Annotated in this window: 26 protein-coding genes and 4 tRNA genes; 12 read left to right on the forward strand and 18 right to left on the reverse strand. The window is 60.7% G+C overall.

The window, feature by feature from the left end:
* Positions 1–137 precede the first annotated feature (137 nt).
* The 12 genes from rplL to J5J10_RS09650 all read right to left on the reverse strand — a co-directional run bounded on the left by rplL (position 138) and on the right by J5J10_RS09650 (position 7,415).
* Positions 138–521, reverse strand: coding sequence for a 50S ribosomal protein L7/L12 (gene rplL, locus J5J10_RS09595; RefSeq protein ID WP_208549340.1), 384 nt, complete (start codon positions 519–521; stop codon positions 138–140).
* A 60-nt stretch (positions 522–581) separates the two neighbouring features.
* Positions 582–1,100 carry a 50S ribosomal protein L10 gene (gene rplJ, locus J5J10_RS09600; protein ID WP_208549337.1) on the reverse strand — a complete coding sequence of 173 codons (519 nt, stop codon included), beginning with the start codon at positions 1,098–1,100 and terminating at the stop codon, positions 582–584.
* Between the two features lie 332 nt (positions 1,101–1,432).
* On the reverse strand, positions 1,433–2,128 hold the full coding sequence (rplA, locus tag J5J10_RS09605; RefSeq protein ID WP_208549333.1) for a 50S ribosomal protein L1: 696 nt from the start codon (positions 2,126–2,128) through the stop codon (positions 1,433–1,435).
* Between the two features lie 2 nt (positions 2,129–2,130).
* The gene (gene rplK, locus J5J10_RS09610) at positions 2,131–2,562 is read right to left on the reverse strand and encodes a 50S ribosomal protein L11 (protein WP_208549330.1); all 432 of its coding nucleotides are present in this window, start codon (positions 2,560–2,562) and stop codon (positions 2,131–2,133) included.
* Between the two features lie 144 nt (positions 2,563–2,706).
* Positions 2,707–3,237 (reverse strand): transcription termination/antitermination protein NusG, encoded by a 531-nt coding sequence (gene nusG / locus J5J10_RS09615; RefSeq protein WP_208549329.1) that lies wholly within the window; start codon positions 3,235–3,237, stop codon positions 2,707–2,709.
* 15 nt (positions 3,238–3,252) lie between these two features.
* The gene (gene secE, locus J5J10_RS09620) at positions 3,253–3,453 is read right to left on the reverse strand and encodes a preprotein translocase subunit SecE (protein ID WP_208549328.1); all 201 of its coding nucleotides are present in this window, start codon (positions 3,451–3,453) and stop codon (positions 3,253–3,255) included.
* Positions 3,454–3,622: 169 nt separating this feature from the next.
* Positions 3,623–3,698: transfer RNA gene (locus J5J10_RS09625), tRNA-Trp, on the reverse strand.
* A 133-nt stretch (positions 3,699–3,831) separates the two neighbouring features.
* Positions 3,832–4,725 (reverse strand): NAD(P)-dependent oxidoreductase, encoded by an 894-nt coding sequence (locus tag J5J10_RS09630; protein WP_211929714.1) that lies wholly within the window; start codon positions 4,723–4,725, stop codon positions 3,832–3,834.
* A 130-nt stretch (positions 4,726–4,855) separates the two neighbouring features.
* The gene (locus J5J10_RS09635; protein ID WP_211929715.1) at positions 4,856–5,506 is read right to left on the reverse strand and encodes a hypothetical protein; all 651 of its coding nucleotides are present in this window, start codon (positions 5,504–5,506) and stop codon (positions 4,856–4,858) included.
* Between the two features lie 342 nt (positions 5,507–5,848).
* Positions 5,849–7,024 carry an elongation factor Tu gene (gene tuf, locus J5J10_RS09640; RefSeq protein WP_208549325.1) on the reverse strand — a complete coding sequence of 392 codons (1,176 nt, stop codon included), beginning with the start codon at positions 7,022–7,024 and terminating at the stop codon, positions 5,849–5,851.
* Between the two features lie 211 nt (positions 7,025–7,235).
* Positions 7,236–7,309: transfer RNA gene (locus tag J5J10_RS09645), tRNA-Gly, on the reverse strand.
* A gap of 21 nt (positions 7,310–7,330) precedes the next feature.
* Positions 7,331–7,415, reverse strand: a tRNA-Tyr gene (locus tag J5J10_RS09650).
* A 205-nt stretch (positions 7,416–7,620) separates the two neighbouring features.
* Between J5J10_RS09650 and rlmB the strand changes: the two genes are divergently transcribed.
* Genes rlmB through J5J10_RS09665 form a run of 3 tightly spaced genes read left to right on the forward strand, consistent with a single transcriptional unit; the run spans position 7,621 to position 10,536 of the window.
* Entirely contained in the window at positions 7,621–8,505 is an 885-nt protein-coding gene (rlmB, locus tag J5J10_RS09655) for a 23S rRNA (guanosine(2251)-2'-O)-methyltransferase RlmB (RefSeq protein WP_208549324.1), read from the forward strand.
* Positions 8,502–9,272 carry an HAD-IIB family hydrolase gene (locus J5J10_RS09660; protein ID WP_211929716.1) on the forward strand — a complete coding sequence of 257 codons (771 nt, stop codon included), beginning with the start codon at positions 8,502–8,504 and terminating at the stop codon, positions 9,270–9,272. Before rlmB ends, J5J10_RS09660 begins: the two co-directional genes overlap by 4 nt.
* 46 nt (positions 9,273–9,318) lie before the next feature.
* A complete protein-coding gene (locus J5J10_RS09665) occupies positions 9,319–10,536 on the forward strand; it encodes a glycosyl transferase (protein WP_211929717.1) in 1,218 nt (405 codons plus the stop codon).
* A 13-nt stretch (positions 10,537–10,549) separates the two neighbouring features.
* Here J5J10_RS09665 and J5J10_RS09670 read toward each other — a convergent pair whose 3' ends face one another.
* Positions 10,550–11,518 (reverse strand): MliC family protein, encoded by a 969-nt coding sequence (locus tag J5J10_RS09670; RefSeq protein WP_211929718.1) that lies wholly within the window; start codon positions 11,516–11,518, stop codon positions 10,550–10,552.
* Between the two features lie 221 nt (positions 11,519–11,739).
* Between J5J10_RS09670 and J5J10_RS09675 the strand changes: the two genes are divergently transcribed.
* The 4 genes from J5J10_RS09675 to J5J10_RS09690 all read left to right on the forward strand — a co-directional run bounded on the left by J5J10_RS09675 (position 11,740) and on the right by J5J10_RS09690 (position 14,612).
* Positions 11,740–11,934, forward strand: coding sequence for a hypothetical protein (locus J5J10_RS09675; protein WP_211929719.1), 195 nt, complete (start codon positions 11,740–11,742; stop codon positions 11,932–11,934).
* A gap of 81 nt (positions 11,935–12,015) precedes the next feature.
* Positions 12,016–12,399, forward strand: a complete 384-nt coding sequence (locus J5J10_RS09680) for a hypothetical protein (protein WP_211929720.1) — start codon at positions 12,016–12,018, stop codon at positions 12,397–12,399.
* Positions 12,400–12,499: 100 nt separating this feature from the next.
* Positions 12,500–13,189: a helix-turn-helix domain-containing protein gene (locus J5J10_RS09685; RefSeq protein WP_249116708.1), complete on the forward strand. Its 690-nt coding sequence runs from the start codon at positions 12,500–12,502 to the stop codon at positions 13,187–13,189.
* Positions 13,190–13,205: 16 nt separating this feature from the next.
* On the forward strand, positions 13,206–14,612 hold the full coding sequence (locus J5J10_RS09690; protein ID WP_211929721.1) for a PepSY domain-containing protein: 1,407 nt from the start codon (positions 13,206–13,208) through the stop codon (positions 14,610–14,612).
* A gap of 105 nt (positions 14,613–14,717) precedes the next feature.
* Here J5J10_RS09690 and J5J10_RS09695 read toward each other — a convergent pair.
* Positions 14,718–14,793 (reverse strand) — tRNA-Thr (locus J5J10_RS09695).
* 172 nt (positions 14,794–14,965) lie between these two features.
* Here J5J10_RS09695 and J5J10_RS09700 point away from each other — a divergent pair.
* The gene (locus tag J5J10_RS09700; RefSeq protein WP_208549317.1) at positions 14,966–15,739 is read left to right on the forward strand and encodes an NAD kinase; all 774 of its coding nucleotides are present in this window, start codon (positions 14,966–14,968) and stop codon (positions 15,737–15,739) included.
* Positions 15,740–15,751: 12 nt separating this feature from the next.
* On the forward strand, positions 15,752–16,264 hold the full coding sequence (locus J5J10_RS09705) for a hypothetical protein (protein WP_246745814.1): 513 nt from the start codon (positions 15,752–15,754) through the stop codon (positions 16,262–16,264).
* A 3-nt stretch (positions 16,265–16,267) separates the two neighbouring features.
* Here the strand turns inward: J5J10_RS09705 and J5J10_RS09710 are convergent, their stop codons facing one another.
* Positions 16,268–16,882: a TetR/AcrR family transcriptional regulator gene (locus J5J10_RS09710; protein WP_246745813.1), complete on the reverse strand. Its 615-nt coding sequence runs from the start codon at positions 16,880–16,882 to the stop codon at positions 16,268–16,270.
* Positions 16,883–17,079: 197 nt separating this feature from the next.
* Between J5J10_RS09710 and J5J10_RS09715 the strand changes: the two genes are divergently transcribed.
* Positions 17,080–18,279: a multidrug effflux MFS transporter gene (locus J5J10_RS09715; protein ID WP_208549315.1), complete on the forward strand. Its 1,200-nt coding sequence runs from the start codon at positions 17,080–17,082 to the stop codon at positions 18,277–18,279.
* A gap of 78 nt (positions 18,280–18,357) precedes the next feature.
* Here the strand turns inward: J5J10_RS09715 and prfB are convergent.
* The 3 genes from prfB to J5J10_RS09730 all read right to left on the reverse strand — a co-directional run bounded on the left by prfB (position 18,358) and on the right by J5J10_RS09730 (position 23,452).
* A protein-coding gene (prfB, locus tag J5J10_RS09720; RefSeq protein ID WP_208549314.1) for a peptide chain release factor 2 occupies positions 18,358–19,486 on the reverse strand; the annotation gives its coding sequence in 2 pieces (ribosomal slippage) (positions 18,358–19,416 and positions 19,418–19,486; 1,128 coding nt in all).
* Positions 19,487–19,585: 99 nt separating this feature from the next.
* Complete coding sequence (locus J5J10_RS09725) at positions 19,586–22,042, reverse strand: penicillin-binding protein 1A (RefSeq protein ID WP_208549313.1); 2,457 nt, start codon at positions 22,040–22,042, stop codon at positions 19,586–19,588.
* Between the two features lie 219 nt (positions 22,043–22,261).
* Positions 22,262–23,452 (reverse strand): N-acetylmuramoyl-L-alanine amidase, encoded by a 1,191-nt coding sequence (locus J5J10_RS09730; protein WP_211931195.1) that lies wholly within the window; start codon positions 23,450–23,452, stop codon positions 22,262–22,264.
* Positions 23,453–23,762: 310 nt separating this feature from the next.
* Between J5J10_RS09730 and J5J10_RS09735 the strand changes: the two genes are divergently transcribed.
* Positions 23,763–24,182, forward strand: a complete 420-nt coding sequence (locus tag J5J10_RS09735; RefSeq protein WP_208549312.1) for a hypothetical protein — start codon at positions 23,763–23,765, stop codon at positions 24,180–24,182.
* Complete coding sequence (locus J5J10_RS09740) at positions 24,125–26,935, forward strand: ribonuclease E/G (protein ID WP_211929722.1); 2,811 nt, start codon at positions 24,125–24,127, stop codon at positions 26,933–26,935. Before J5J10_RS09735 ends, J5J10_RS09740 begins: the two co-directional genes overlap by 58 nt.
* Positions 26,936–26,984: the final 49 nt, after the last annotated feature.

Raw genomic sequence — 26,984 nt, forward strand, 5'->3', positions numbered from 1 at the left:
GTCGGGAGCCTGCAAGAAGGACCATCCTCTTGAAGAACCCATTACCCAAAAGCCGTTTCACCGGCTTTTGGGTAATGACTTTCAGAGGAATGAAGGTCGGGAGCGGACCAAAATCCGCTCCCGGCCGTATTCCGATATTACTTGACGTCGACCTTGGCGCCGGCTTCCTCAAGCTTCTTCTTGAGGTCAGCAGCTTCGCCCTTGGATACGCCTTCCTTGACAGCCTTCGGAGCGCCTTCGACGAGGTCCTTGGCTTCCTTGAGGCCGAGGCCGGTGATGCCGCGGACTTCCTTGATGACGTTGATCTTGTTTGCACCGGCGTCGACGAGGATGACGTCGAATTCGGTCTTTTCTTCTTCAGCAGCAGCAGCAGCGCCACCAGCGCCACCGGCAACGGCAGCAACAGCTACCGGAGCAGCAGCGGAAACGCCCCACTTTTCTTCGAGCATCTTGGACAGCTCAGCAGCTTCCAGGACGGTCAGCGAGGAGAGGTCTTCTACGATCTTAGCGAGATCAGCCATTTTGATAGTTCCTTATCGTGTTCGGTTCGAACTGGTTTGTTGTTACAGCGAAAAACCGCCTCAAGCGGCTTCGTCCTTCTTTGCGTAGGCCGCAAAAACGCGTGCCAGCTGTCCAGCCGGCGCCTGTACGACACCTGCAATGCGGGTTGCCGGGGTCTGAATCATACCCAGCAGCTTTGCACGCAGTTCGTCCAGCGAAGGCAGGGTCGCAAGCGACTTGACTGCTTCCGCGTTCAGCGTGGTCGCGCCCATGGCACCACCGAGAACAACGATCTTGTCGTTGGTCTTGGCGAAATCCATGACGACCTTGGGAGCCGTGATCGGGTCGTCGCTGTATGCAATCAGCGTCTGGCCCTTGAAGAGATTCGACATCCCTTCCGACTCCGTGCCCTGAAGAGCGATCTTGGCCAGACGGTTCTTCGCGACTTTGACGGTGCCGCCAGCAGCGCGCATCTTCGAACGGAAGTCGTTCATTTGCGCAACTGTGACACCAGCATAGTGGGCCACGACAACCGAACCGGAAGCCTTAAAGACTTCGTTCAGCTCCGTGACGAATTCGCGTTTTTCCGCTCTTTCCACTGTCTGTCTCCAGTTGACAGGACCAACTCCTGGCCCTGTCGGGTTGCCTTTTGCCCCAAGGGATCAACTCAACGTCAGATCCCAAGCGGCGCTTGAGGATCCTGTCCCCTCGCTCTGGAACCGAAGCACCAGGCACAAGGCACACAAGGCTCGAACCGAACATCAACACGTCGTCAGACGTTTCAAAATTCGTTCTTACCCGTCTCATGCAGGAAGAATTAAGGCCGTAGGCCACCTGCAATCTCGGACAGGAGTGCCCGGGTTTTAAACCGGACATTCCCGGCCCCGAAGGACCGGGAATTCTTTCAACCGGGCCGACGCCCGGCAATAAATCAGGCCGTGACCGACGACGGGTCGACCTTCACGCCGACGCCCATGGTCGACGAAATGGCGACGCGCTTGACGTAGTTGCCCTTCGCACCGGTCGGCTTTGCCTTGATGACAGCGTCAGCAAAGGCTTTGATGTTTTCTTCGAGCGCCTTGGCGTCGAAGGAAGCCTTGCCGATACCGGCGTGTACGATACCGGCCTTCTCGACGCGGAACTCGACGGCGCCGCCCTTGGAAGCCTTGACGGCACCCGTGACGTCCATCGTAACCGTACCGACCTTCGGGTTCGGCATCATGCCACGGGGGCCAAGAACCTTACCTAGGCGACCGACGAGCGGCATCATGTCCGGGGTGGCAATGCAACGATCGAAATCGATCTTGCCGCCCTGGACGATCTCGACCAGCTCTTCGGCACCGACGATGTCGGCACCAGCGGCCTTGGCTTCGTCAGCCTTGGCGCCACGAGCGAAGACCGCGACGCGAACGTCACGACCGGTGCCGTTCGGCAGGTTGACGACGCCGCGGACCATCTGGTCAGCGTGGCGCGGGTCGACGCCGAGATTCATCGCGATTTCGATGGTTTCATCGAACTTGGCGGTGGCGCGTTCCTTGACGGCCTTGATCGCGTCGGAAAGACCAACCAGCTTGGTCGGGTCGACACCTTCGCGGATCTTCTGAAGACGCTTTGCGAGCTTAGCCATGATCAACCTACCACTTCCAGGCCCATGGCGCGGGCGGAGCCCTCGATCATGGCCATTGCGCCTTCGATGTCGGCGGCGTTCAAATCCTTCATCTTGGCTTCGGCGATCGACTTGACCTGAGCCTTGGTCAGGGTGCCGGCCTTGGCGCCCTTGCCGGGGGTCTTCGAACCCGAGGTGATCTTCGCTTCCTTCTTCAGCCAGTAGCTGACCGGAGGCTGCTTCATGATGAAGGTGAAGGACTTGTCCTGGTAGTAGGTAATGACGACCGGGATCGGCATACCCTTTTCCATTTCCTGCGTTGCGGCGTTGAACGCCTTGCAGAATTCCATGATGTTGATGCCACGCTGACCGAGCGCAGGACCGATCGGCGGGGACGGGTTTGCCGATCCTGCCTTGACCTGCAGCTTGAGCTGGCCTGCAATTTTCTTAGCCATTTCTCTGCCTTTCACTTCAGACCGGTTGCCCGGCCCATTATGCCAGCGTCAGCTGGCGGCTGCGGTTGCGTGGTACGGTCCAGCGACCCGGCTTCAGGCCACCTTCCTCCCACGCGGTTCGGGAGGTTTCCCTCCCCTCACCGATCAGACCTTTTCGACCTGACCGTATTCCAACTCGACCGGGGTCGCGCGACCGAAGATCGAAACCTCGACCTTGAGACGCGAGCGCTCTTCGTCCACATCCTGGACAACACCGTTGAACGAGGCGAAAGGACCGTCGGAGACGCGAACCTGCTCGCCGATTTCGAAAGATACCGACGACTTCGGACGCTCCACACCTTCCTGGACCTGGCCCAGAATGCGCTCAGCCTCGAAATCCGGAATCGGAACCGGCTTATTGTCGGAACCGAGGAAGCCGGTGACCTTCGGGGTATTCTTGATCAGGTGATAGGCCTCATCCGTCAGGTTCGCCCGCACCAGCACATAGCCGGGGAAGAACTTGCGTTCGCTGTCGACCTTGCGGCCGCGCCGCACTTCAACCACCTTTTCGGTCGGAACGAGAATCTTTTCGAACAGATGGGTCAGACCCTTCTGCCGAGCCTTGTTCTCGATATCCTCCGCGACCTTCTTCTCGAAATTCGAATACGCGTGGACGATGTACCAACGTGCCGCCATGTCTATCTCCGCAGATTAGTTGCCAACACTCAGCACGAAGCTGATGAGCCAGCCAATCAGCTGGTCGGCAGCAAAGAAGAACAGCGCGGCAAAAATCACCATGGCGAGAACCATAGCCGTCGAGATCATCGTCTCGCGGCGCGAGGGCCACGTTACTTTCGACGTCTCGGAGCGAACCTGCTGCAGAAACGCGAATGGATTTGCCTTGGATGCCATCTTGTATTTGCTCACGCATATACGGCGCGTAAAGCCGACGTACTCAGCCCCACGCACCGCGTGTCTGTTTTGGGTCTACATAACGACCCTCGTCCGCTTCCACAAGAGGGAATTGTACGAAAGCCAACTTTTCCTCCTGCCGTCGCGACCTGCGCGCCAGAAGGAGAAATGGCAGGGGCAGAGGGGCTCGAACCCCCGACCTGCGGTTTTGGAGACCGCCGCTCTACCAACTGAGCTATACCCCTAACCGTCTCGCCCAAGGGACGAGAACGTGCGCGTTATTATTCAGTTTAAAAGAGGATGACAAGCCTATTCGACTTCCTGCAGGGAATTTTCTTGCAGCCCTCCGGGGTCAAAGGCGGCCAAACCGCCCTCGCCTCAAACATTCACATATTTCCGCCAGTTATGCTCTTCCCTGAAACCAAGGACCTCACGGATCTTGCGATTGGAAATCAGCGCCTCGTCGCCCTCCACATCCCGGTGAAAGGGAACACCGGGGAAGAAGCGCTCGGCCAGTGCGCGGGTCGTGACATCGGCGGTGACGGTGTCGTTCGTGGCGTTGAAGACCTGGTAGCCGAGGCCGCTCTTCTCAAGGCACAGATGGACGATCTGGCCGAGATCGCGGGCGTCGATGTAGCACCAGGCATTGCGCAGACGGGTCTCGGGGCGAGCGACGAAATCAGGGAACCGGTCATATTCGTGCGGCTCGATGACATTGCCGATTCGCAGCGCATAGATGTCGGCGCCGGTTCGCTCGGCAAAGGCGCGCGCCGTCTTTTCGTTGACGACCTTGGAGAGGCCGTAGCTGTCCATCGGGTTGACATCGTAGTCTTCATCGAAGGGAAGAGAGTGCGGATCGCGATGGCCTTCCGCGAAGCAGATGCCGTAGGTCGTCTCGCTGGAGGCAATGACGATCTTGCGGATTCCGAGTTTCACGGCCGCCTCGATGACGTTGTAGGTGCCCATCACATTGGCCTGGAAGGTGACGTTGTCGGGCCGGATGAGAATGCGCGGAACGGCCGCGAAATGCACGACCGCGTCGAACGGCTGAACACCCTTGCCGTGTTCCAGGTCGGCAAAGTCCGTGTGCATAGAGAGCGCGTTAAAGACCTGACCCGAATCGGTGATGTCGACCGTGAGATTGGTGACGCCCGGCAGATCGAGCGGCACGAGGTCGATATTGTGCACCTGGTAGCCGGCGTTAAGAAGCCATGCGACCGCATGACGCCCGGCCTTGCCGGAGCCCCCGGTAAAAAGAACGCGTTTGGTCATCACCTATATCCTCCCTTCGGCACGGCCGTTCGCGGAGAAGGCCGGGCGCATCGTAATCATCGAGTTTCCGTGGATAGCAGATTGAATGGTGTCTTTACCACATGCGGCAAACGGCGCCGCGTGGTTCCCATCACCAGGAGCGGGTATAGCGGGCATCGAGCGAGGGACGGACGTGCCGCAGCGGTTCGGAGACAGAAAGACCCACAGTCAGTGCGTCGCCGAAACCACGACTGAGACGAAGAGACGTTTCGGGGCCGCTCGAGGCGATGTCATAGCGGGCCGTCGTCGACAATGTCGTGCGAAATCGCTCGAGGTCGAGTTCGACCATCTGACTTGCCTGCACGCCAGCAGCTTCAACGGCGGACGCCGTAAAGCGCACAACGCGGGTGCCTCGAACTTCGTACGTCGTTCCCGTTAGCCACGTTCGCTTCTGTTCGAGTTTCAGTTCTCCAGCCTCCGCGCGCGCATCGACGCGCATCTCCAGACGGGAAAGCCGTCCGTATTCCAGCGCACGAGCGCTGGTAAGTCGAAGAGACGCGGTGAGGATCAAGGGTACGGATGCGGGATCGAAGGCGCCGTCCTCGTTACCCGACAGGGTCGTCATCGCCACAACCGTCGGATCGTAGCGAACAGGAACGACGAAACCGGCCCTGAAGTTCGCGGCATTTTCGCCGCCTTTCGAGGCGCCCCAGATGAGCAGCCCCTCGTCGGCCATTGCGGAAAAAGTTTGGGCGACAAACAAAGATATGCCGCAGAGCGCGACCCTTGTCGCTCTCATCATAACAGCCATATCGGAAACCGTTTTCAAACTGCCGAACATGCATTCGGGAGAACCCGATGCGGCGGATCAATGCGTTCGAGTATAACCCTTCCGCGTCATTTGACCATTGCTAAATTTCGCACCGCAGCATGTTGTCATGCGAGGTGTGGCAAAAGCGTCGAAAACATCTGAGACCGCAAACAAAAAAGCCCCGCCGTCGCCGGCGGGGCTTTCGCGATCCCTTAAGGGAAATACTTACTCGATGATCGAAGCGACGATGCCGGCGCCGGGTGCAAATCGCGCTTGCGCGCCATTTGCACTGCTTGAAGGCGTCGGCAGCTTTCGGCCTCTTCGCTCGATTATTTATTCAATAATCGAAGCGACGATGCCGGCGCCGACGGTGCGGCCGCCTTCGCGGATCGCGAAGCGCAGCTTTTCTTCCATCGCGATCGGAACGATCAGCTCAACGGCAACGGTCACGTTGTCGCCAGGCATAACCATTTCCGTGCCTTCCGGAAGCGTCACGATGCCCGTCACGTCCGTCGTGCGGAAGTAGAACTGCGGACGGTAGTTCGTGAAGAACGGCGTATGACGGCCGCCCTCTTCCTTCGTCAGGATGTAGGCTTCTGCCATGAACTTCTTGTGCGGCTTGACCGAACCCGGCTTGCACAGGATCTGACCACGCTCGACGCCGTTACGGTCGACACCGCGAAGCAGCGCGCCGATGTTGTCGCCAGCCTGGCCCTGGTCGAGCAGCTTGCGGAACATTTCAACGCCCGTGCAGGTCGTCTTCGTCGTCGGACGGATGCCGACGATTTCGATTTCCTCACCGACCTTGACGATACCGCGCTCGACGCGACCGGTCACAACCGTACCACGGCCCGAGATCGAGAACACGTCTTCGATCGGCATCAGGAACGGCTGGTCGATCGGACGCTCAGGCGTCGGGATGTAGGCGTCGACGGCGGCCATCAGCTCGCGGATCGCGTCTTCACCGATCTTCTTGTCGCTGTCTTCAAGAGCAGCAAGCGCCGAACCCTTGATGACCGGGATGTCGTCGCCCGGGAAGTCGTAGGACGACAGAAGTTCGCGAACTTCCAGTTCGACGAGCTCGAGAAGCTCGGCGTCGTCAACCTGGTCGACCTTGTTGAGGAACACCACAATCGCGGGAACGCCAACCTGACGGGCGAGCAGGATGTGCTCGCGGGTCTGCGGCATCGGGCCGTCGGCGGCCGAGCAAACCAGGATCGCGCCGTCCATCTGGGCAGCACCGGTGATCATGTTCTTGACGTAGTCGGCGTGGCCGGGGCAGTCGACGTGCGCATAGTGACGGTTCGGCGTCTCGTACTCGACGTGTGCCGTCGAAATCGTGATGCCGCGCGCCTTTTCTTCCGGTGCAGCGTCGATCTGGTCGTACGCCTTGAACTCGCCGAAGTACTTCGTGATCGCCGCCGTCAGCGACGTCTTGCCATGGTCAACGTGGCCGATCGTGCCAATGTTAACGTGAGGCTTGTTGCGCTCAAACTTACTCTTTGCCATTTGAATGCTTCCTACTGATCGAAAAGAGGTTGACCCGGCGAACCGGTTTGGTCCCGCCGTTTAAGGCTTTCGTACCGATTGCGCAAGACCTATTTGCGGAGCCGGTCCGGTGGGCGGTCCATGCACGAAATGCAGCCACCAGCCAGATCGTCCCGGATACCGTCACATAGGTATCCACGACGGGTTTTTAAAGTGAAATCAAAGGAGATAGTGGAGCGGGTAGCGGGAATCGAACCCGCGTATTCAGCTTGGAAGGCTGCTGCTCTACCATTGAGCTATACCCGCGGTGTTCGATCCGAGAACGAATGGTGGAGAGAGTTGGATTTGAACCAACGTAGGCGAAGCCAACGGATTTACAGTCCGTCCCCTTTAACCACTCGGGCATCTCTCCATTCTTTCGTCCGGATCAAGCGACCAAGCTTGTCAGTCGTGACCGTCAGGGCCGGGCCCCTTCGATCTGCGGCGGGTATATGACGGCCCTCTCCGCCCATGTCAACACGATCAAGTCGGAAAGCTTCAATTTTTTCGTCGGGAGGATTTTAGCGGACCATCGCATCGGCTCTATCCCCACGGATTGGCGGGCGGTATAAGGCGGCATGGCCAAAGACCCGAAAAACGACAAATCCGCCCGAGACACACATTACGCAACACTGCGCCGGCAGGTACGGGACTCCAAGCGAGAGCGTGGCGAAATTCCGACGCCGCCGCAAAAGCGCAAATCCGCGGCCGGCTCCAACTGGACGCCGCCGAAGCTAGCGCCGGAACAGGTCTATCTCTACGGGCTGCACACCGTGCGCGCCGCGCTCGACAACCCCGCCCGCAAAGTTATCAAACTATCGGTGACGCAGAACGCGATGGCCAGGCTGGAGATCGGCGAGAGCGGTGACCTTCCCTACCCCGTCGAGATTGTATCGCCGCAGGACATCGACAAGGTGCTCGGACCCGAAGCGATCCACCAGGGCGTCATGCTCGAGACGCGGCCGCTTCCGGTTCGGCGCCTTGAGGCCCTGAAGGAAAGCCCGCTCATTCTTGTGCTCGACCAGGTCACCGACCCCCACAATGTCGGGGCGATCATGCGTTCAGCGGTGGCCTTTGGAGCCGGTGCCGTCATAACCACGCAAAGACACAGCCCAACCGAATCAGGCGTGCTGGCGAAATCCGCGTCCGGCGCGCTCGAACTCATTCCCTATATCCAGGTGACCAACCTCTCGGATGCACTTGGCGAGCTGCATGGACTGGGCTTCTTCTCGGTCGGCCTCGACTCGGAAGGGCCGGCGCCCATGGAGGAGACGCTGACCGGCGACCGGGTCGCATTGGTGCTCGGATCCGAAGGCAAGGGGTTGCGACAGAAAACCAGAGAAACGGTGAATGCGCTTGCCCGACTCGACATGCCGGGTGCGATCAAGTCGCTCAACGTGTCGAACGCTGCTGCGATCGCGCTTTACGCTACCCGACAGTATCTCCAGAAGACGGCGACATGATCGTCGTCTTCTCGGACCTCGACGGGACGCTGCTGGACCACGAGACTTATGATTTCTCTCCGGCAATGCCAGCGCTCGACCTCCTGTCGCGTCTTGATATTCCGTTGGTTCTCGCGAGCAGCAAGACCGAGGCCGAGATGCGTCCGATCGCTGCGGCGATGGGGCTCAGTTTCCCGATGATTGTGGAGAACGGCGCCGGTGTGGCACATACCGGTGACGGGTCCGGCGATGATCGCGAGACCTATACACGCATCCGGAATTTTCTGGAGACCCTGCCATCCGCCCTTTCCAGGCGGTTTGCCGGGTTCGGCGACTGGAGCACCGCCGAGGTATCGCGGCGAACGGGACTGCCGACCGAGGCCGCCGAGCGGGCACGGCAAAGGCGGTTCTCGGAACCTGGACTGTTTTCCGGAACACCCGACGAGAAAGCGGGTTTTCTCGAGCGGCTGGATAATGCCGGCTTTACGGCCACGCAGGGCGGGCGGTTTCTGACCATCATGCCCAAAACCTCGAAGGCCGAGCGAATGGTGGACATCGCCACTCGCTACGGCAACGAGGCTGGGACGGCGATCACGACGATTGCTCTGGGTGACGCAGCCAACGACCTCGCCATGCTGCAGGCTGCCGACACCGGGGTGATCATCGCCAATCCGGCACACGCGCCCCTTCCCGTCACAGAGAGGGAAAGGAAAGGCTTTATTGTCCGCTCGACACTTCCGGGGCCGAGCGGTTGGAACGAAATGATTTTGAAGCTCGTTACGGGGTGACGTCCGCGCGGCGACGATCGCGCACCAGCTAGAAGGGGCATGATAGGTGGCTGACTTTCACCAGAACGGCGTCGTTGCGACGCTGCACAATCTTCGTGAGCGCTCGGTGGAGCGCATGGAAAAAGAACTCGCGGTGTTCTCCCAGGTTCACCCGATAACGCTCATCCTCCCATCGCTCTACTCCGAGCTTGAAGCGCCGGCTCTCGGCAACATTCTCGACGAGCTTTCCCAAGTTCCCTACATCTCCGAAATCGTCATCGGCCTCGACCAGGCGGACCGGGACCAGTTCCGCCATGCCAAAAGCTATTTTGCGCGGCTGCCGCAAAAACACACCATCCTCTGGCACGACGGCCCCCGGATGCGGGACGTGGATGCCAAGCTGGCAGGTGAGGACCTCGCGCCGGACCAGCCGGGCAAGGGACGAAATGTATGGTTCTGCATGGGCTATGTGCTGGCGCAGAGGGCTCAAGGTGTCGTTGCGCTGCACGACTGCGACATCGTCACCTATTCACGAGACATGCTGGCGAGACTGGTCTATCCGGTGGCCAACCCCAGGTTCCCCTACGTCTTTTCCAAGGGATATTATCCGCGCATCGCGGACCGTACGCTGAACGGCCGCGTGACGCGCCTGCTGGTGACTCCGCTGCTTCTGAGCCTCGAACGAGTCATCGGGCATCATCCTTACATCGACTACCTGAAGGCCTTCCGCTATCCGCTGGCCGGCGAGTTCGCGATGCAGACACGCGTCCTGTCCGACATCCGGATCCCGTCCGACTGGGGGCTGGAGATCGGCGTGCTGTCGGAACTCTGGCGCAACTATTCCAGCAACGCGATCTGCCAAGTCGACATCGCCGACGCCTATGACCACAAGCATCAACCGGTTTCGCCGGAAGACCAGGCCAAGGGACTGTCGCGAATGTCGATCGACATTACCAAGGCGTTGTTCAGGAAGCTCGCAACTGATGGCGTCGTCTTCAGTCAGGACACGTTCCGGACGCTGAAGGCCACCTATTTCCGGACGGCGCTGGATCTGGTCGAGACCTATTACCACGACGCCCGCATGAACGGGTTGACGACGGACCGGCACCGCGAGGAGCAGGCCGTCGAGCTCTTCGCCGCCAACCTGATCGATGCCGGTAACGTCTACCTCGAGAACCCGAACGCCACGCCGTTCATGCCAAGCTGGAACCGTGTGCAGAGCGCCCTCCCCGACCTGCTGAACGACATCCAGACGGCCGCGCGCGCCGACGCCGAAGAGGATTGAGGCCGGCCTAAGTTCAGGCTGACGGGCGGCAAGCCATCGGGCCAGCGAGAGGCGTAACATTCGGTTCGGCACCCGCCGACACGACCGTTTCAACGGGATAATCGATGACGCTGGGCCACGCCTCGATCGCGGTCTTCTGGGCTGGATCCATGTCGATCGCCGGCTGATAACCGGGGCGGCAATCGGGAAGCACGGCATCGGCCGGGAGCTTCAGCGCCGACCGGATCGCTGCACCGCATGCGTCCGGTTCTGCAAGCAGCGAGCAGTCGGCCGAATAGGTCCTATCGTAACGGAGGGTCAGCACTCCGTCAGCGACCGAAGCCGATTGCAATCCGACAGCCGAAAAGCTGTCGTCCATCAGACGCGAAGCGGATAGGGTGTCATAGACCACGAATAGAAGGCCACCATTCCAGCCGTCAGCGGCAGAGAAAAAAGCGAACGGTCCCCTGGCGCCAAGGACATAGCCGGCCATGTCGTCCTGGATCCGCATGTCCTTGCCGTCGAGTGCGCAGGCGGCATTGGCGGGCGCTATATAGAGGCCGGCCGCGCCCTTCTCTCCCAAATCCAGCTCCTTCAGCGAGAACCCCTGATAGCCGTAGCAGCGCAGTTCACCCGCCATGTCGTAACCCGTCTCACCGGCCGGCAGCTGTATCACCTGCATTTTTGGCTGGTCCAGCGGTCCTCCGGATGATGCCTTAACGGAACAGGTGATCGGAGCCATGCGACCGATCGCGAACTGCGCCTCGTCGCCCTTGCCGCGCAGCTCATATCGGCCGTTCGAGTACCAGAAGCCGGAGCCCGAGACCTGCTGCGGCAGCTCAACCTGTTCGCCGCTCGCGAGTGTCAGGCTCGCCTTCTCCTCGGAGAAGGCCACGATGAGTTCCGATCCGTCTTCGCAGGCGAATGTCACCGTTTCGGCGCGGGCCGCGCCGCAGAACAGGAAAGCCACCAGGATGGCGAAAATCTTCAGACGCTGCGTCATGGTTCTCTCTGTGGTCGGAAACGGGTGAGACGATAGCCAGATTTTTCTTCGCAGTCATCCGGCCAGCGGGCCGGCGTGAAGGGATGCGTGAGCAAAAAAATCAGCGGTGCCATACGCGCTCCGCAATCATGGTTAACACTCTCTCAACGCAGATTGGAATAAGCTTGGAACCGAAGTCACGCTCAACCCGTTTCCGGGTCTCATAACCGGAGGAAATTGCCATGCTCGCTCTCATCGCTACCTTTACGGCATCCCGCTTGGATGGTGACGATACCGGGACTTATGCCGACGGTGCCATTCCCATGCCGATGATCGAGCTTCGCCCTGAAAACGGCGCGGATCGCGGACGCCGCGAGTTCCAGCGTGACTATGGCCAGCAACGCCGCATCACGCCCGACGCCGTCGGATTTGCCTGACTGGCGACACCTTGACGCGGCATGTCAGCCGGATTGTCCACGCCCGAGAATTCCGCTAGGAGAGTCGGGCGAGGGACAAAAATGACACTGGACAGGAAGAGAGCGGGGATTTCGGTGCGCATTCTATGCGCCATCGCCTTGCTTTTTGTCGGACTTGCACACAAGACGCCGGTTATCGCTTCTCAGTCGATATCGACGGCAGAACTTGCGCAATACGTGCTTCCTGACGGAACTATCCCTGTTCTTTGCCTGGATGACGAGGGCACACCGCACGGCCATGACGTCGGCACAGGCTGTGACGCCTGCCTGCTGAGCGCCTCGATCCTCCTTCCGGCTCCGCAGGATGAAGTCGGAAGACCAGTTGCTCATCTGGCCGAAGTCTTCGCGCCATTCCGCGCGGAAGCTTTCTATCGCCAGCTTTTCCCCCCCAACGCCGCTCCCCGCGCGCCTCCCATCCGCGCCTGACGTCTGAGCCGCTGCTGCTTCCGTAGCAGTCTCGTCAGTCCGTGCCGGATGGTCGACAGCCTGATCAGGCTTGCCCCGGCACCATGCCGGATGCCGTGCCATGTACAACAGGACCCACCTGGGCGATCCCTCACCCATTCTTCCCATCGACTACGTCATGCCGTTTGCGGAGCGCCAAGGCTCCATCCGCTCGCGGCTGGTATTGCCACGGACGACGATCCTTCTGCAGGGTCTTAACCGAAAGGCGACCTATCGCATTCTCGACGGATGCGTCGCGCTCTATCAACTGCTGGCCGACGGTCGAAAGCAGATCCTCGACATACTCGGCCCCGGCCGCCTGCTGGGAGCAGGCGTTACGGACCATTTCCAGTGCGGCGCGGAGACCCTCGCCTTCACGCATATCGAGGAACTGGGCGCGGATAAGAGCGGTGCGGCCGATGACGCCCATCGTCAGCTGCAGCTGTTGCTTGTTCGCTCGCTGAGCCACGCCACCCTGCTGGGGCGCAAGACTGCACCGGAAAAGGTCGCGTCCGCGCTGGTGGACCTTTCACAACAATTCGCCCGCCGCCCGAAAGGAACCGGCAAGCGTACCCTCACCTTCACGCTCCACCTGACCCGCGCCGACCTTGCCGACTGGCTGGGCCTGACGCTCGAAACGGTCAGCCGGCAGCTGAACGGCCTGAAGCGTTCCCGCGTCATCGATTTCAGGACGCCGGAACTCATCACCATCAAGGACCCGGACCGTCTCGCGGCTATCGCGAACGGCCAGTCTATTCACGACAACCATTGAACACCGGGGGATTATCATGAGTGTTTCAATCGAAACGCCGGCGACGACGGCGTCCTTTTCCAGACGTTTCTACACGACCGCGTGGCGCTGGCATTTTTATGCGGGGCTGTACGTGGCGCCATTCCTGGTGATGCTGGCCGTCACCGGTCTTCTGATGTTGTGGTCGTCGGTCCTGTTCGGTCGCGACGGCGAGAACCTCTATCCTGTCACTCCCGCAGCGCAGACCGTCGCCGTGTCTGTGCAGATGCAGTCGGCGCTCGGTGCCGTTCAAGGCGGCAGCGTGAGCCAGTACATCGCGCCCCGCACAGCGGAGCAGTCTGCTCTCTTCCGCGTTGATGCGGACGGCGTATCCACCATGGTGGCTGTCGATCCTTATACGGGCGACGTGCTTGGCAAATGGGACCGACGCGACGCGCTCTACGATCTTGCCAACCTGATCCACGGAACCTTGCTGATCGGGACCGTAGGCGACTGGCTGATCGAGATCGCCGCCGGCTTCGGCATCGTGCTGATTGTCACCGGTCTATATCTCTGGTGGCCGCGCGATGGCGCCGGGTTCCGCAGCGTCCTCATCCCGCAGCTGTCGCTCGGCGGCCGCCGGCTGTGGAAATCGCTTCACCTCAGCATCGGGTTCTACATCTCTGCGATTCTCCTCGTATTCCTGCTCTCCGGCCTCACTTGGGCTAGCGTCTGGGGCGAGAAGATGACGCAGGCCTGGAGCACATTCCCGGCCGAAAAGTGGGACAATGTTCCCCTCTCCGACAAGACGCACGCTCACATGAATCACGGCGGCGTCAAGGAAGTGCCGTGGACGCTGGAGCAGACGCCGATGCCGGCTTCGGGCTCGACGGCCGGTCAGGACGGCGTGCCCGCAGGCATGGCAGTGGATGTCGACAGCATTGTCGCACTTGCGCGATCGCTTGGCTTCGAACAGCGTTTCCAGCTCTCCTTCCCCAGTGATGAGGGCGGCGTCTGGACGATTGCCCGCGACACGATGAGCAATGACAGCAGCAATCCGCTCGACGATCGTACCGTTCACGTCGATCAATACACCGGAAACGTGCTGGCCGATGTCGGCTTTGCCGATTACGGCGCCGCGGGCAAGGCCATGGCGGCAGGCATCGCCTTCCACGAAGGCGACATGGGCACGTGGAATGTTGCCCTGGTGACGGTCTTCTGCCTGTCGGTGATCTTCATGTCGGTGAGTGGCATCGTCATGTGGTGGAAGCGTCGTCCGAAGAATGCGGCGCGGCTGTTCGCACCGACGGTGACCGAACCCGGGCCGTTCTGGAAAACCGGAGCATTGGTGATGCTTGCAGTTTCACTGCTCTTCCCGCTCTCCGGCGCGGTGCTGGTCGCGGTCCTGCTGCTCGACCTCATCGTGATCGCCAACGTGCCGGCGCTGCGGAAGGCGCTGAGCTAGGATGACAGCGGAGCCCGGAAGCGCGCCGGGCTCCGCTGATGTACGACGAGCGCACCGCGGCGCCAGATGGCGACGACGATCAACGTTCAACGATAGAAGGAAAAATGGTGCCCCCGGCAGGGTTCGAACCCGCGACCCCCTGATTACAAATCAGGTGCTCTACCAACTGAGCTACAAGGGCACTCCGAGCGGTCGGATAGCATATTCTGAGGGGCTGTAAAGAGAAAACTGGGCGGACGGCGATGGTTGTGACACGAGCCGTCGTAACCATGCAAACCGATTTGCGGCCGGAACGCCTTGCCGGTCAACGCGCTTATCATGTACCAACTGGAGCGCATTCTCGAGGGCCGTTCATGTCTCGCTCTTTCCAGTCGCTCTCCTTCATCGCCTCGCCCACAGCCGAGGCACAGGCCTCCCGCGACGAACTGATTCGCCGCTATGGCGACGCCGAACCGAAGGATGCCGACGTGATCGTGGCGCTCGGCGGCGACGGGTTCATGCTGCAGACGCTGCACGACACGATGAACAGCGGCAAGCTGATCTACGGCATGAATCGCGGCTCGGTCGGCTTTCTCATGAACGACTTCAGCCTTGAGAACCTGACAGAACGGATATCGGCGGCTGTCGAATACGATTTTCATCCGCTGAAGATGACGGCGACCAGCGATGATGGCGCGGTATCGGTTGCGCTCGCCATCAACGAGGTCTCGCTGCTCCGCCAATCCTATCAGGCGGCGAAGCTGCGCGTGCTGGTCGACGGACAGGTGCGGCTCGACGAACTGATCTGCGACGGGCTGATGGTTGCGACGCCCGTCGGTTCAACGGCTTATAATCTGTCGGCTCACGGCCCGATCCTGCCGCTGGAGGCGCCGCTTCTGGCGCTTACGCCCGTAAGCGCCTTCCGTCCCCGCCGCTGGCGCGGCGCTCTGCTTCCGGATAAGGTGACCGTCGATATCGAGGTGCTGGAGGCGGAGAAGCGGCCGGTCAATGCGGTTGCCGACCATACGGAAGTCAAGTCGGTTATGCATGTGCGAATCGAGCAGTCCACCGACACCACCGCGCGGGTTCTGTCCGACCCGGATCGCTCGTGGTCGGACCGTATCCTGGCGGAACAGTTCGCCAACTGAGGAAGGAAACCGATGCCGCAGTTGACGACGATCGCCGTTACGTTGCTCGGCCTCCTGCTGGCGTTCGCCACCCCTGCCTTAGCAAATGACATAGATCGCCTGCCGGTGACCGTCACTTTCCTGATCAGTGGCGGTTTCTGGGAAGAGGATGCGGAAACGCTCGCGGATAATCCCGCCCTCTCTTTGCCGTCAACGACAGAAGGGCAGGAAACAGATCGGCTACGGGGTTATTACAAACTGGTGTCCGTGCGTCAGTCAGACCGGACGGCAAAGATCTATCTCCAGCAGATCGCCTCCACCGATGCCGGCCCTCATCTTCTGCAGAGCGTGGAACTGGAGGAATTCAGCGCCATCAAGCCCTACGTCACGGACATCAGGCCGGAGGACTCGACAGGGATGACGCTTCAACCGGGCTTTTTCGCCACGGTCTATCTCAAGACCGATCCGGCTGCCACCGAGCCGGAGAGCTGGACGGTGCTGATCGACGAATTCGGCGAGATACGGGTTGAGCGAGCCACGAACTGATGGTCAGTCGCGCTTGCCGAAGGCCTTGAGAAAGGTTTTCACCGCATTCGCGGCCATCGCCTCTATGTCGCGTTGGGGCGTGACGATCCCAAACTGAAGATCGCTGCGGATATCGGCGACGACGAGCGCCATGTACTGGCGGGCCGCCAGACCGGGATCGGGAAGATCGAGATAACCGGCGAGCGCCAGTTGGGCGAGCCTCGCGGCCACCGCCGGATACTTGCGGCCGGGGCCGTATTCGCGCCAGGTCGAAAACAGCTCCGGGTAACGCGCCCCCTCCCGTTCCACGAGCCGTATCAGCCAGCGCCCGTTCGGATCGCAAACGGCCCTGTTCAGCATTCGCACGGTAAAGTCGGTCAGCTCTCGCTCAAGATCCGTCGGACGATCCGGAAAGGTATCCAGTACGGCAAAGAAGCCGGCACTGGACTTCTGCGTGATCTCGGCGACCACCGCTTTGAATACTTTCTCCTTGTCGCCGATCTGATTGTAGACCGTCTGCCGCGACACGCCTGCGCGTGTCGCGATCGCATCGATGCTGGCCGCCGCATAGCCCTCATCGGCGAAAACCTCGGCGGCGGCATCCATTATGCGCTCGCGCTTGCCGGCTGCGCCGGGCATTCGCGCCATCTGCTGACTTTTTTCGACAGGAGAATGTTTCATTCAGTCTACATAGGGGTACTTGACGAATTTGACAATACTGTCCAATTATATGGACGCACACGCAATCAGGCGTATCATCGTCTCTTATCGCATTTCCTTTCAGTCAACCTCCGCGTCACGGGCTCCTCCCACCCGGCGACAAGAAAGGTGCTTTCATGCCGTCACGTTTTCTCCCGCTGGCCGCAATCCTCGGCCTGCTTTCCGCCGTCGGTCTCTTCGCGATCGACATGTATCTGCCAGCACTGCCGACGATCGGAGCCCAACTCAACGCTGACGATCACGGCGTCCAGGCAAGTCTTATCTCCTTCTTCGCTGCCATGGCGCTCTGCCAGGTCTTTTATGGACCCCTTTCGGACATGTTCGGCCGTAAACGCCCCCTTTATATCGGGCTGACTCTCTATGCCGCCGGTGCGATCGGCTGCGCGTTCGCCCCCGATATCGAGACGCTGGTGGTCTTCCGGTTTCTGCAGGGAATGGGCGCGTGCGCTGGCGTAGTCATTTCCCGCGCCATCATCCGCGACCTGCACACCGGCGTGGAGGCCGCGCACCTGATGTCGAGGCTTATGCTGGTCTTTTCTGTGTCGCCGATTCTTGCGCCGCTCGCCGGCAGCCTCGTCACCGTCTTCGGTGACTGGCGTCTTATCTTCTGGGTCATGGTGGGCGCCGCCGTCATTGGCCTGATGCTTGCCGTCTTTTGTCTTTCGGAAACGAGGCCGGAGGAAAAACGAAGCGAAAGCAGCCTCGGAGCGGCCCTCCGCGCCTATGCCTCGCTTCTCTCGGATCCGTATTATCTCGGCCTGGTGCTGATCGCGTCGTTCGGGATGTCGAGCTACATGATCTACGTCGCCAACTCATCGTTCGTGCTGATCGATCACTACGGTCTTTCGCCGTCCTTCTACAGCGTCGTTTTTTCCATCAACGCCGTCTCCTTCATCGGTATGTCCCAGATGAACGGACGGCTGGCTCGGCGATTCGGATTGCGACGGGTCATCCGCAGCGCGATCGGCGGCTTTGCAACCAGTATGTCGCTGCTGCTCGCCATATCGCTTTCCGGCATAGACCGGCTGGAGGTGATGGGTGCGCTGCTGTTTGTCGGCTACGGCTTCCTGGGTCTCGTGATACCCAATGCCGCCGTGCTAGCGATGGAGGCGCATGGCCGCATTGCCGGCACGGCCTCGGCGCTGATGGGCACGATGCAATTCGTCACCGCAGCGATCGTCATCGGCGTCGGCGGGATTTTCGTCGACGGAACGGCGCAGCCGATGATCGAAGTTATTGCCGCTTGCAGTCTCGTCGTGCTGCTGGTGTCGCTCGTGGTGCTGCGCCCGCCGACGGAAATGGCCGCGGCCGAATAGACCAAAGACCGGTCAACGCAAAGAGGCGGCGAAGTAGACTTCGCCGCCTCATATTTATGGATCGCTGGCCGCTTGACGTCAGTCGATATCCGTCACCGCGTCGGCCTTGCCGCTGATGCGGTGGGCGAGTGCCGCTTCCATGAACTCGTTCAGTTCGCCATTCAGCACGCTGTCCGGATCGGTGCTTTCGACGCCCGTTCGCAGATCCTTCACCAGCTGATAGGGCTGCAGAACATAGGAGCGGATCTGGTGACCCCAGCCGATATCCGTCTTGGAGGCGGCTTCGGCATTGGCGGCTTCTTCGCGCTTCTTCAGCTCGGCTTCATAAAGACGCGCACGCAGCATGTCCCAGGCCTTGGCGCGGTTCTTGTGCTGCGAGCGCTCCTGCTGGCAGGCGACCACGATACCGGTCGGGATGTGGGTGATGCGCACGGCCGAGTCGGTCGTATTGACGTGCTGGCCGCCGGCACCGGACGAACGATAGGTGTCGATGCGGCAATCGCTTTCGTTGACCTCGATGTTGATCGAGTCGTCGACGACCGGATAGACCCAGATCGACGAAAAGGACGTATGGCGGCGCGCGTTCGAGTCGTAGGGCGAAATGCGCACCAGACGATGCACGCCCGATTCGGTCTTCATCCAGCCATAGGCGTTGTGGCCCTTGACCAGGATGGTCGCGGACTTGATCCCCGCTTCTTCACCGTCATGCACTTCCAGGACTTCGACCTTGAAGCCCGAACGTTCGGCCCAGCGGGTATACATGCGCAAAAGCATGTTGGCCCAGTCCTGGCTCTCGGTACCGCCGGCGCCTGAATGGACTTCGACATAGGTGTCGTTGCCGTCAGCCTCGCCCGACAGCATGGCTTCCACCTGGCGGCGGGCCGCTTCCGTCTTCAGCGCCTTCAGCTGATCCTCGGCGTCCTTCACGACGCTTTCGTCGCCCTCTTCCTCGCCCATCTCGATCAGCTCGATGTTGTCGTTCATCTGCTGTTCGAGGCGCTTGACGCCGTTGATGTTCTCGTCCAGCTGCTGGCGCTCCCGCATCAGCTTCTGGGCTTCCTGGGCATCGTTCCAGAGGGTCGGATCCTCGGCCTTGTTGTTCAACCAGTCCAGTCGTCTTATCGCCTGGTCCCAGTCAAAGATGCCTCCTCAGCAGGCTTATGGCCTGCTTGATTTCGTCGACTACGTTCTCGATTTCGTTACGCATTGGTCCGTTTCATCGTTCGTTTTTTAGACTGGCCCGTGAATAGTTGCGCCCGCCCCCGATGTAAAGGGTGGCGGGCGGCGTTTCAGGCGCGGATTTGGGTCAGAAAAGACCGCCGGATCCCGAGGTTACGGCCTGGTTTGCCTGAGGCGAGGTGCGCAGGATTTCCTCCGGCGCCATATACTCGTCCATGCCGATGACGGAGAACACATCGGCTGGCCCGGTGCCTGGCTTGAATGCCTCGATGATCGTGTCCGGCTCGCCTTCGAAGGCCTGCATCCCGGTGGTGCGATTCACGGCGATAAGCTGCATGCCATCGGGAATGCGGAACTTACCCGGAGGGGTTCCTTCAACTGCCGCCTGCATGAACTCGTTGAAGATTGGCGCGGACAGCGAGCCACCGGTCGCACCGCGGCCGAGCGGCGCCGGGCTGTCGAAGCCGATATAAAGACCTGCCACCAGATCGGGCGTATAGCCGACGAACCAGGCATCCTTCTCGTCGTTCGTGGTACCGGTCTTGCCGGCGACAGGGCGATCGAGCTTGACCTTGCCGGCGGCTGTCCCGCGCTTGATCACGCCTTCCATCATCGAGGTGATCTGGTAGGCGGTCATCGGATCGAGAACCTGGGCGCGATTGTCGACAACAACAGGCTCTTCCTGGCCCGTCCAGTCATTCGCATTGCAGCCCTCGCAGAGGCGCTCCTCGTGACGGAAAATTGTCTTTCCGTAACGATCCTGGATACGGTCGATAAGTGTCGGCTGAATCTGTTTGCCGCCATTGGCGAACACGGCGTAGGCCGACACCATGCGCAGGACCGTGGTTTCGCCCGATCCAAGGGACATCGACAGCACCGGCTTCATCTTGTCGTAGACGCCGAAACGCTCGGCATACTCGGCAACGAGGTTCATGCCCATGTCGTTGGCAAGCCGGACGGTCATGAGGTTTCGCGACTTTTCGATGCCGAGACGCAGGGTCTGCGGACCGGCAGAACCGCCACCATAATTCTGCGGCCGCCAGACCTGGCCGCCGGAGACGAATTCCACAGGCGCATCAAGGATCACGGAGGCCGGCGTGTATCCGGTGTCCAGCGCGGCAGCGTAGACGAAAGGTTTGAACGACGAACCCGGCTGACGCATGGCCTGAGTGGCGCGGTTGAACTCCGACTGGCCGTAGGAGAAGCCTCCGACCATCGCAAGCACGCGGCCGGTGTGCGGATCCATGGCGACCAGCCCACCCTGAACCTTGGGCGGCTGACGCAGACGATACTTGCCTGGCTTATCCTCGCCGAGCGCTTCGACGTAAACGACGTCACCCGGCTCGACCACGCCTTCGGGAGACTTGCTCGTCTTGCGGTCACCCTTGGCGGACCGGAAGGCCCATTCCATATCGCCGGCAGCGATTTCTCCGGTCACCCGTTCCGTTACGATCTTTCCGCCGGCTTCCTTTTCCGGCCGGATACCGATATCGACCTGCTGCGGCGACACCGCCAGCACGACCGCCATCTTCCACTCCGGAATGTCGCGGAGCGGCGTCAGCTTGGCCAGTTCCTCGCCCCAGTCTCCCGTCAGGGAAATCTGCTCGATAGGGCCATGGAAACCGCGGCGCTGATCGTACGTGATGAGGCCGTCCTGCAGCGCCTTCCGGGCCTTAATCTGCATGACAGGATCAAGGGACGTGCGTACCGACAGGCCGCCTTCATAGAGCGCCTTGTCGCCGTATTTCTCGATGATCTGCCGACGCACTTCCTCGGCGAAATAATCCGACGCGAACAAGGAAGAACCACCCTGCCTGAGGGTCACGCCGAGCGGCTGCTTCTTGGCCTGGGCACCCTCCTCGGCACCGACAAAGCCATTTTCGACCATGCGGTCGATGACCCAGTTGCGGCGCTCGAGTGCCGCCTCGGTGCGGCGGAACGGATGGTAGTTCGCCGGCCCCTTGGGAAGAGAGGCAAGATAGGCGGCTTCGGAGATCGTCAGCTCGGTAACGGATTTATCGAAATAGGTGAGCGCAGCCCCGGCGATGCCATATGCGTTCATACCGAAGAAAATCTCGTTCAGATAAAGCTCGAGGATCTTGTCCTTCGAATAGGTCTGCTCGATCCGGAAAGAGAGAATCGCTTCCTTGACCTTTCTGTCGATCGTCTGGTCGGACGACAGAAGGAAGTTCTTGGCGACCTGCTGGGTGATGGTCGACGCCCCGACGGGACGGCGACCCGAGCCGAGGTTCTGAATATTTGTGACGATCGCGCGGGCAAGACCGTAAACGTCGACGCCCGGGTGGTTGTAGAAATTCTTGTCTTCCGCCGACAGGAAAGCGGCCTTGACGCGGTCCGGTATGGCCTGAATCGGCAGGAAGAGACGACGCTCGCGCGCATACTCAGCCATCAAAGCGCCGTTACCAGCGTGAAAGCGCGTCGTGACCGGCGGCTCGTAGCTCGACAGGACAGCGTAATCCGGCAGATCGCGGGAGACATTCGTCAGATAGATCGCGACGACCGCCGCCACGCCCAACGCAAGGACGGACGCTAGTCCGAAGAGATAACCAATCAGTCTGATCATAGTCTAGGCACCGGATCTGCTTTCAGGTCTTTCGGGCAATGACAGCATTGCATAGTGGCAAGCGTTTTGCACGCCGGACAGGCAATGACAAGGCCGGCGGCAACCGCAAAGAACGCCGGCAGACACTATCAAACGCCGGTTCCGGTGTAACGGTTCGATTGTGAGGAAAATAGGGCCGTCGCCCCGTACCCACAATCGTCATCACGGCCGCTGTCTCGATTAGCCGCCGTTGGCGATCACCGGATCGCGATAGCGTACCACCGCTTCCGCCAGAAGTGCTGCGACTTTCTCGCGCCACGCTTCATCGAGCAGGAGCTTCTCGTCTTCCTTGTTGGACAGAAAGCCGAGTTCCAGGAGAATCGACGGCATGTCATGGGCCTGCAGAACCCTGAAGCCGGCGTAGCGGTGCGGGTTGTTGATCAGGCCGACCTGCCCCTTGAACGATTCGACGACCGTGTTCGCAAGCGTGATCGAAAATGCCTGGGTCTCGCGCCGCGTAAGATCGAGCAAGATGTCGGTGACCTCCGTCGGCTCGGCCGTCAGGTCGATTCCGGCAATGGCGTCCGATAGGTTTTCGCGCTCTGCGAGATCCGCGGCCATCCGGTCGGATGCCTTGTCAGAGATCGTGTAGACCGTTGCGCCACGAATGGCCGCCTGCCGCAACGTGTCCGCGTGCAGCGAAATCAGCAGATCCGCGCCCTTTTGCCGTGCGATGGCGACGCGCGAGGACAGTGACAGGAATTCGTCGCCGGTCCTTGTCAGCACCGCCCGCATGCCCGGCTTTTTGTTGACGTGATCCGCCAGAACCTTGGCGAATGCCAAGGTGATCTCCTTTTCAGGCGTCTTGGTCGTTGCACCGCTCGCGCCGGCGTCAATACCCCCATGCCCCGCATCGATCGCGATCACGAACTCGCCGGGCTTCTCGTCAACCGCGGGCGCGATCCGGTCGCCGCGTTCCGCCGTGGCGGAGACGGGTTCGGGTTTCCAGCCGCCCTTCACCTGCTCGGCAAAAGCGTCGTCCGACACAACTTCCGCATCAAGAACGAGCCGATATCCCTCACCGCTCTCCTGAGCCTGGACTTCACTTGTTGCCAGACGCACCGGGCGATCGGCGGTCAGAACGATCCGGGCGGTATCTCCGCCCATCGATCCGTATCGGATGTCGCGAAAAAGCCCCCTCGCCGCCATCTGCTCCGGAGCGAAACCAAAGTCCGTTTCGGGTAGGTCGACAACGATGCGCGGCGGATCTGCGATGTAGTGAACCTGGAAGTCCGGGCTGCGGTCGAAGTCGATCACAATCCGCGTGCGCGCCTCGTCCCCGGCGATACGGGCCTCCGTGGCGACAAGGCTCGCGCCCGAAGCAAAAGACCCGCCTATCGAAGCGCCGAGAACAACAGCGATGACGGCCATGGCCAGGCCACAAGAGACGAGCGTGCGCATCCGGTGCACGAGATACCATATGACCATCCGCCGCCTGATCCCCTCGAAGATAACCGTGCCATCAAGCCCGGTGCCCGAACCATCCATCGGGACTTGATGTCCACGCTTTCCGCGCCTCAAATGCCGCGATTCGTTAAGCCCTACAATTCCAACGATATTATGGCGCAAACGGGTTTTAGCTTGCCATTGTCACATAGAAAACATACAAGGCAGATGAGGGTAAAAAGTGCCACGGGATAGAATCATCTCCACGGCTGCCAACCTGTCTGGAATTGGCGCCATGATCCTCGGGATGCTCATCCGCCGTCTCAGCGCTTTTGTCCTGGAAATAGATCGGAACGCCGGTCGAGGCCGGCCGAACTACCAGGTGGGCGACCACCAACCGCTCGCTAGAGCACTCATCGGGCCCCGAGGGCCTTTGGCATTGTCGTTCTTGTTTGGCTATACGTCGTTGCAGCAGATCCTTTTAAAAAGTCACAGGCAGATGGAGACGAAGGTCTCCAGTCGCTTCATGGCTGCTGCACGTCTCGGCGACGGACGGGAACAAATTTATCCGGTACAGAACCTGCTGCAGCCGCCGTTCTCTCATGAGGACGGTGCTGGCTTGCACCTTGGCGGACGTACCGAGGAGTTAAGCTTAAAATGGCAGACAGAATGCTTATCGATGCGTCTCACGAAGAAGAGACGCGGGTTGTCGTAGTCCGCGGCAACCGTATTGAAGAATTCGATTTCGAGTCCCAACATAAGAAGCAGATCAGGGGCAATATCTATCTCGCGAAGGTGACGCGCGTCGAACCTTCGCTTCAGGCCGCCTTCGTAGACTATGGCGGCAACAGGCACGGCTTTCTCGCCTTCGCTGAAATCCATCCGGACTATTACCAAATCCCGCTCGCCGACCGGCAGGCCCTCCTGAAGGCCGAAGCCGAAGAACACCGGCGCAACGACGACAACGACTCGGATAACGACGAGTCTTCCGTCGATCTTGCGACGGCACCTCAGCCTGACGTCGACCTGAGCGTGGCAAGCGCCGTCCCGGCCGAGACAGACAACGCAGTGGAGCCGGGTGCGGCCCCAGAAGAGGTTGCCGCGGAGGACGCGACGCCAAAGGCAAAGCCGAAGCGTGTCCGCAAGCCCCGTAAGAAGCCATCCACCGAGGAAACCGGTGAGACCGCTTCCGAGGGTGGCGAAGGCGAAGAAGGCGGCAGCGGCACGATTGCCGCCATGGTCGACAGCGACGAAATCTCCGAAGAGGTCGGCGGTCGCCGGCGCGATGATGACGATGATGACGACGACGTTGTCGAGGAGAAGGAAGAAATCGAATCCGTCGGCGCTGAAGACGCGATGGAAGAGGTTCCGGATCGCGTCGTCCGCAAGCCGCGCAAACAATATCGCATTCAGGAAGTAATCAAGCGCCGTCAGATCCTGCTGGTCCAGGTCGCCAAGGAAGAACGTGGAAACAAGGGCGCCGCGCTGACAACCTATCTCTCGCTTGCCGGCCGCTATTCGGTCCTGATGCCAAACACGGCGCGCGGCGGCGGCATTTCCCGCAAGATTACCAACCCGCAAGACCGCAAGCGGCTCAAGGAAATCGCCCGCGAGCTCGAGGTGCCTTTGGGCATGGGCGTCATCCTGCGCACGGCCGGTGCCAACCGCACGAAGGCCGAGATCAAGCGCGACTTCGAATACTTGATGCGGCTTTGGGAAAACGTCCGCACGCTGACGCTGAACTCGACCGCTCCCTGCCTCGTCTACGAGGAAGGCTCGCTGATCAAGCGCTCCATCCGCGACCTCTATAACAAGGACATTTCCGAGGTCGTGGTTGCAGGCGAGGAAGGCTACCGCGAAGCCAAGGACTTCATGAAGATGCTGATGCCGAGCCACGCCAAGGTGGTTCAGCCTTATCGCGATCTTCACCCGATCTTCTCGCGGTCCGGCATCGAAGGTCAGCTCGACAAGATGCTGCAGCCGCAGGTGACGCTGAAATCGGGCGGATACATCATCATCAACCAGACCGAAGCGCTGGTTGCGATCGACGTGAACTCTGGACGGTCGACGCGCGAGTACTCGATCGAGGACACGGCGCTGCAGACGAACCTTGAGGCCGCCGAAGAAGTAGCGCGGCAGCTGCGTCTGCGCGACCTCGCCGGCCTGATCGTCATCGACTTCATCGACATGGAAGAGAAGCGCAACAACCGCGCCGTCGAGAAGAAGCTCAAGGACTGCCTGAAGAACGATCGCGCCCGCATCCAGGTCGGCCGCATCTCGCATTTCGGCCTTCTTGAGATGTCGCGCCAGCGCATCCGCGCCTCGGTGCTGGAATCGACGACCCAGCTCTGCCCGCATTGCGGTGGAACTGGCCTTATTCGCTCGCAATCGTCCGTGGCGCTGCATGTCCTGCGCGGCGTTGAGGAATTCCTGCTGAAGAGCACGACGCACGATATCACCGTGCGTGCGACCCCGGAAACGGCTCTTTACCTGCTCAACCAGAAGCGGTCCACGATCGTCGACTACGAGCATCGCTTTGGCGTGACGATCACGATCGACTCCGACGATTCGGTTGGTCATCAACACTTCGCGATCGATCGCGGGGAAGCTGTTGCCAATCCGGTGAAGATCGAAAGCCTGATGCCTGTCATCACGGAGATCGAGGAGGACGACTACGTCGCCGAGCCGGAGGACGATGAAGACGACGTCGTCATCGAGAAGCCGGCCGCCGCGAACTCCGAGACGGCAGACGGTGAAGATCGCAACGGACGCAAGCGCAAGCGCCGCCGCCGTCGGCGCGGCAAGAATGGTCAGGCGCAGAACGGTGATGCTCACCAGGCCGGCGCTGCGGATAACGACTCTGATGGTGACGAGGACGAAGGCGACGACGAGGGCGGTGAAAGCTCCGTGGAGGCTTCCGGCAACGACGACGGCAACCAGGACGAACCGCGCCGCAAGCGCCGCCGTCGTGGTAAGCGTGGCGGACGCCGCAACCGGCCGGGCGAAGAGGGCGCAGAGATGAGCGCCGATGATGCAGAGGGCGACGACGAACAGCCGGATACCGAGGCCGAACAGATCGAGGAGATTGCCGAGGACGGCGTCGCCGAAGGTATGGCCATGGCCGAAATCGAATCGGCGACATCGCCGGTGGACGAAAAGCCAGCGCCCAAAGCCCGCCGCACCCGCAAGGCCAAGGTCGCGGCCTCCCCCGTGGAGGAACCGGTGATTGAAGAGGCTGTCGCTCCGGTCGAAGCGGAGGTTGTCGAAAAGACGGCGGACCTCGAAGCGTCCGAACCGGCATCGATCGAGGAGCCACAGTCCGAAACGGACGACGCCAAGCCGGCACGCGCCAACCGCGGCGAGAACATCGTCAATTCCGAACCGGTGGTGACATCCACGTCAGCCGGCGGAGATGAGCCGGATAAGCCGAAAAAGGGCGGCTGGTGGCAACGTCGCGGCTTCTTCTAAGGCGCTGACGTCATCGCCAAAATCACAAAGGCCGCGTGATCGCGGCCTT

This window comes from Ciceribacter sp. L1K23, from assembly GCF_018122705.1.
Lineage (GTDB): Bacteria > Pseudomonadota > Alphaproteobacteria > Rhizobiales > Rhizobiaceae > Allorhizobium.

Bases quoted from the DNA above. Each gene is read 5' to 3' on its own strand.
- J5J10_RS09680 (WP_211929720.1), top strand. From the start codon at position 12,016: ATGACACTGGACAGGAAGAGAGCGGGGATTTCGGTGCGCATTCTATGC.
- rplK (WP_208549330.1), bottom strand. From the start codon at position 2,562: ATGGCTAAGAAAATTGCAGGCCAGCTCAAGCTGCAGGTCAAGGCAGGA.
- J5J10_RS09630 (WP_211929714.1), bottom strand. From the start codon at position 4,725: ATGACCAAACGCGTTCTTTTTACCGGGGGCTCCGGCAAGGCCGGGCGT.
- J5J10_RS09730 (WP_211931195.1), bottom strand. From the start codon at position 23,452: ATGGCCGTCATCGCTGTTGTTCTCGGCGCTTCGATAGGCGGGTCTTTT.
- J5J10_RS09700 (WP_208549317.1), top strand. From the start codon at position 14,966: ATGTCTCGCTCTTTCCAGTCGCTCTCCTTCATCGCCTCGCCCACAGCC.
- J5J10_RS09710 (WP_246745813.1), bottom strand. From the start codon at position 16,882: ATGCCCGGCGCAGCCGGCAAGCGCGAGCGCATAATGGATGCCGCCGCC.
- J5J10_RS09725 (WP_208549313.1), bottom strand. From the start codon at position 22,042: ATGATCAGACTGATTGGTTATCTCTTCGGACTAGCGTCCGTCCTTGCG.
- J5J10_RS09705 (WP_246745814.1), top strand. From the start codon at position 15,752: ATGCCGCAGTTGACGACGATCGCCGTTACGTTGCTCGGCCTCCTGCTG.
- nusG (WP_208549329.1), bottom strand. From the start codon at position 3,237: ATGGCGGCACGTTGGTACATCGTCCACGCGTATTCGAATTTCGAGAAG.
- rplA (WP_208549333.1), bottom strand. From the start codon at position 2,128: ATGGCTAAGCTCGCAAAGCGTCTTCAGAAGATCCGCGAAGGTGTCGAC.
- J5J10_RS09670 (WP_211929718.1), bottom strand. From the start codon at position 11,518: ATGACGCAGCGTCTGAAGATTTTCGCCATCCTGGTGGCTTTCCTGTTC.
- J5J10_RS09690 (WP_211929721.1), top strand. From the start codon at position 13,206: ATGAGTGTTTCAATCGAAACGCCGGCGACGACGGCGTCCTTTTCCAGA.
- secE (WP_208549328.1), bottom strand. From the start codon at position 3,453: ATGGCATCCAAGGCAAATCCATTCGCGTTTCTGCAGCAGGTTCGCTCC.
- J5J10_RS09660 (WP_211929716.1), top strand. From the start codon at position 8,502: ATGATCGTCGTCTTCTCGGACCTCGACGGGACGCTGCTGGACCACGAG.
- J5J10_RS09675 (WP_211929719.1), top strand. From the start codon at position 11,740: ATGCTCGCTCTCATCGCTACCTTTACGGCATCCCGCTTGGATGGTGAC.
- rplL (WP_208549340.1), bottom strand. From the start codon at position 521: ATGGCTGATCTCGCTAAGATCGTAGAAGACCTCTCCTCGCTGACCGTC.
- J5J10_RS09715 (WP_208549315.1), top strand. From the start codon at position 17,080: ATGCCGTCACGTTTTCTCCCGCTGGCCGCAATCCTCGGCCTGCTTTCC.
- J5J10_RS09635 (WP_211929715.1), bottom strand. From the start codon at position 5,506: ATGATGAGAGCGACAAGGGTCGCGCTCTGCGGCATATCTTTGTTTGTC.
- rlmB (WP_208549324.1), top strand. From the start codon at position 7,621: ATGGCCAAAGACCCGAAAAACGACAAATCCGCCCGAGACACACATTAC.
- tuf (WP_208549325.1), bottom strand. From the start codon at position 7,024: ATGGCAAAGAGTAAGTTTGAGCGCAACAAGCCTCACGTTAACATTGGC.
- J5J10_RS09685 (WP_249116708.1), top strand. From the start codon at position 12,500: ATGTACAACAGGACCCACCTGGGCGATCCCTCACCCATTCTTCCCATC.
- J5J10_RS09740 (WP_211929722.1), top strand. From the start codon at position 24,125: ATGGCAGACAGAATGCTTATCGATGCGTCTCACGAAGAAGAGACGCGG.
- J5J10_RS09735 (WP_208549312.1), top strand. From the start codon at position 23,763: ATGATCCTCGGGATGCTCATCCGCCGTCTCAGCGCTTTTGTCCTGGAA.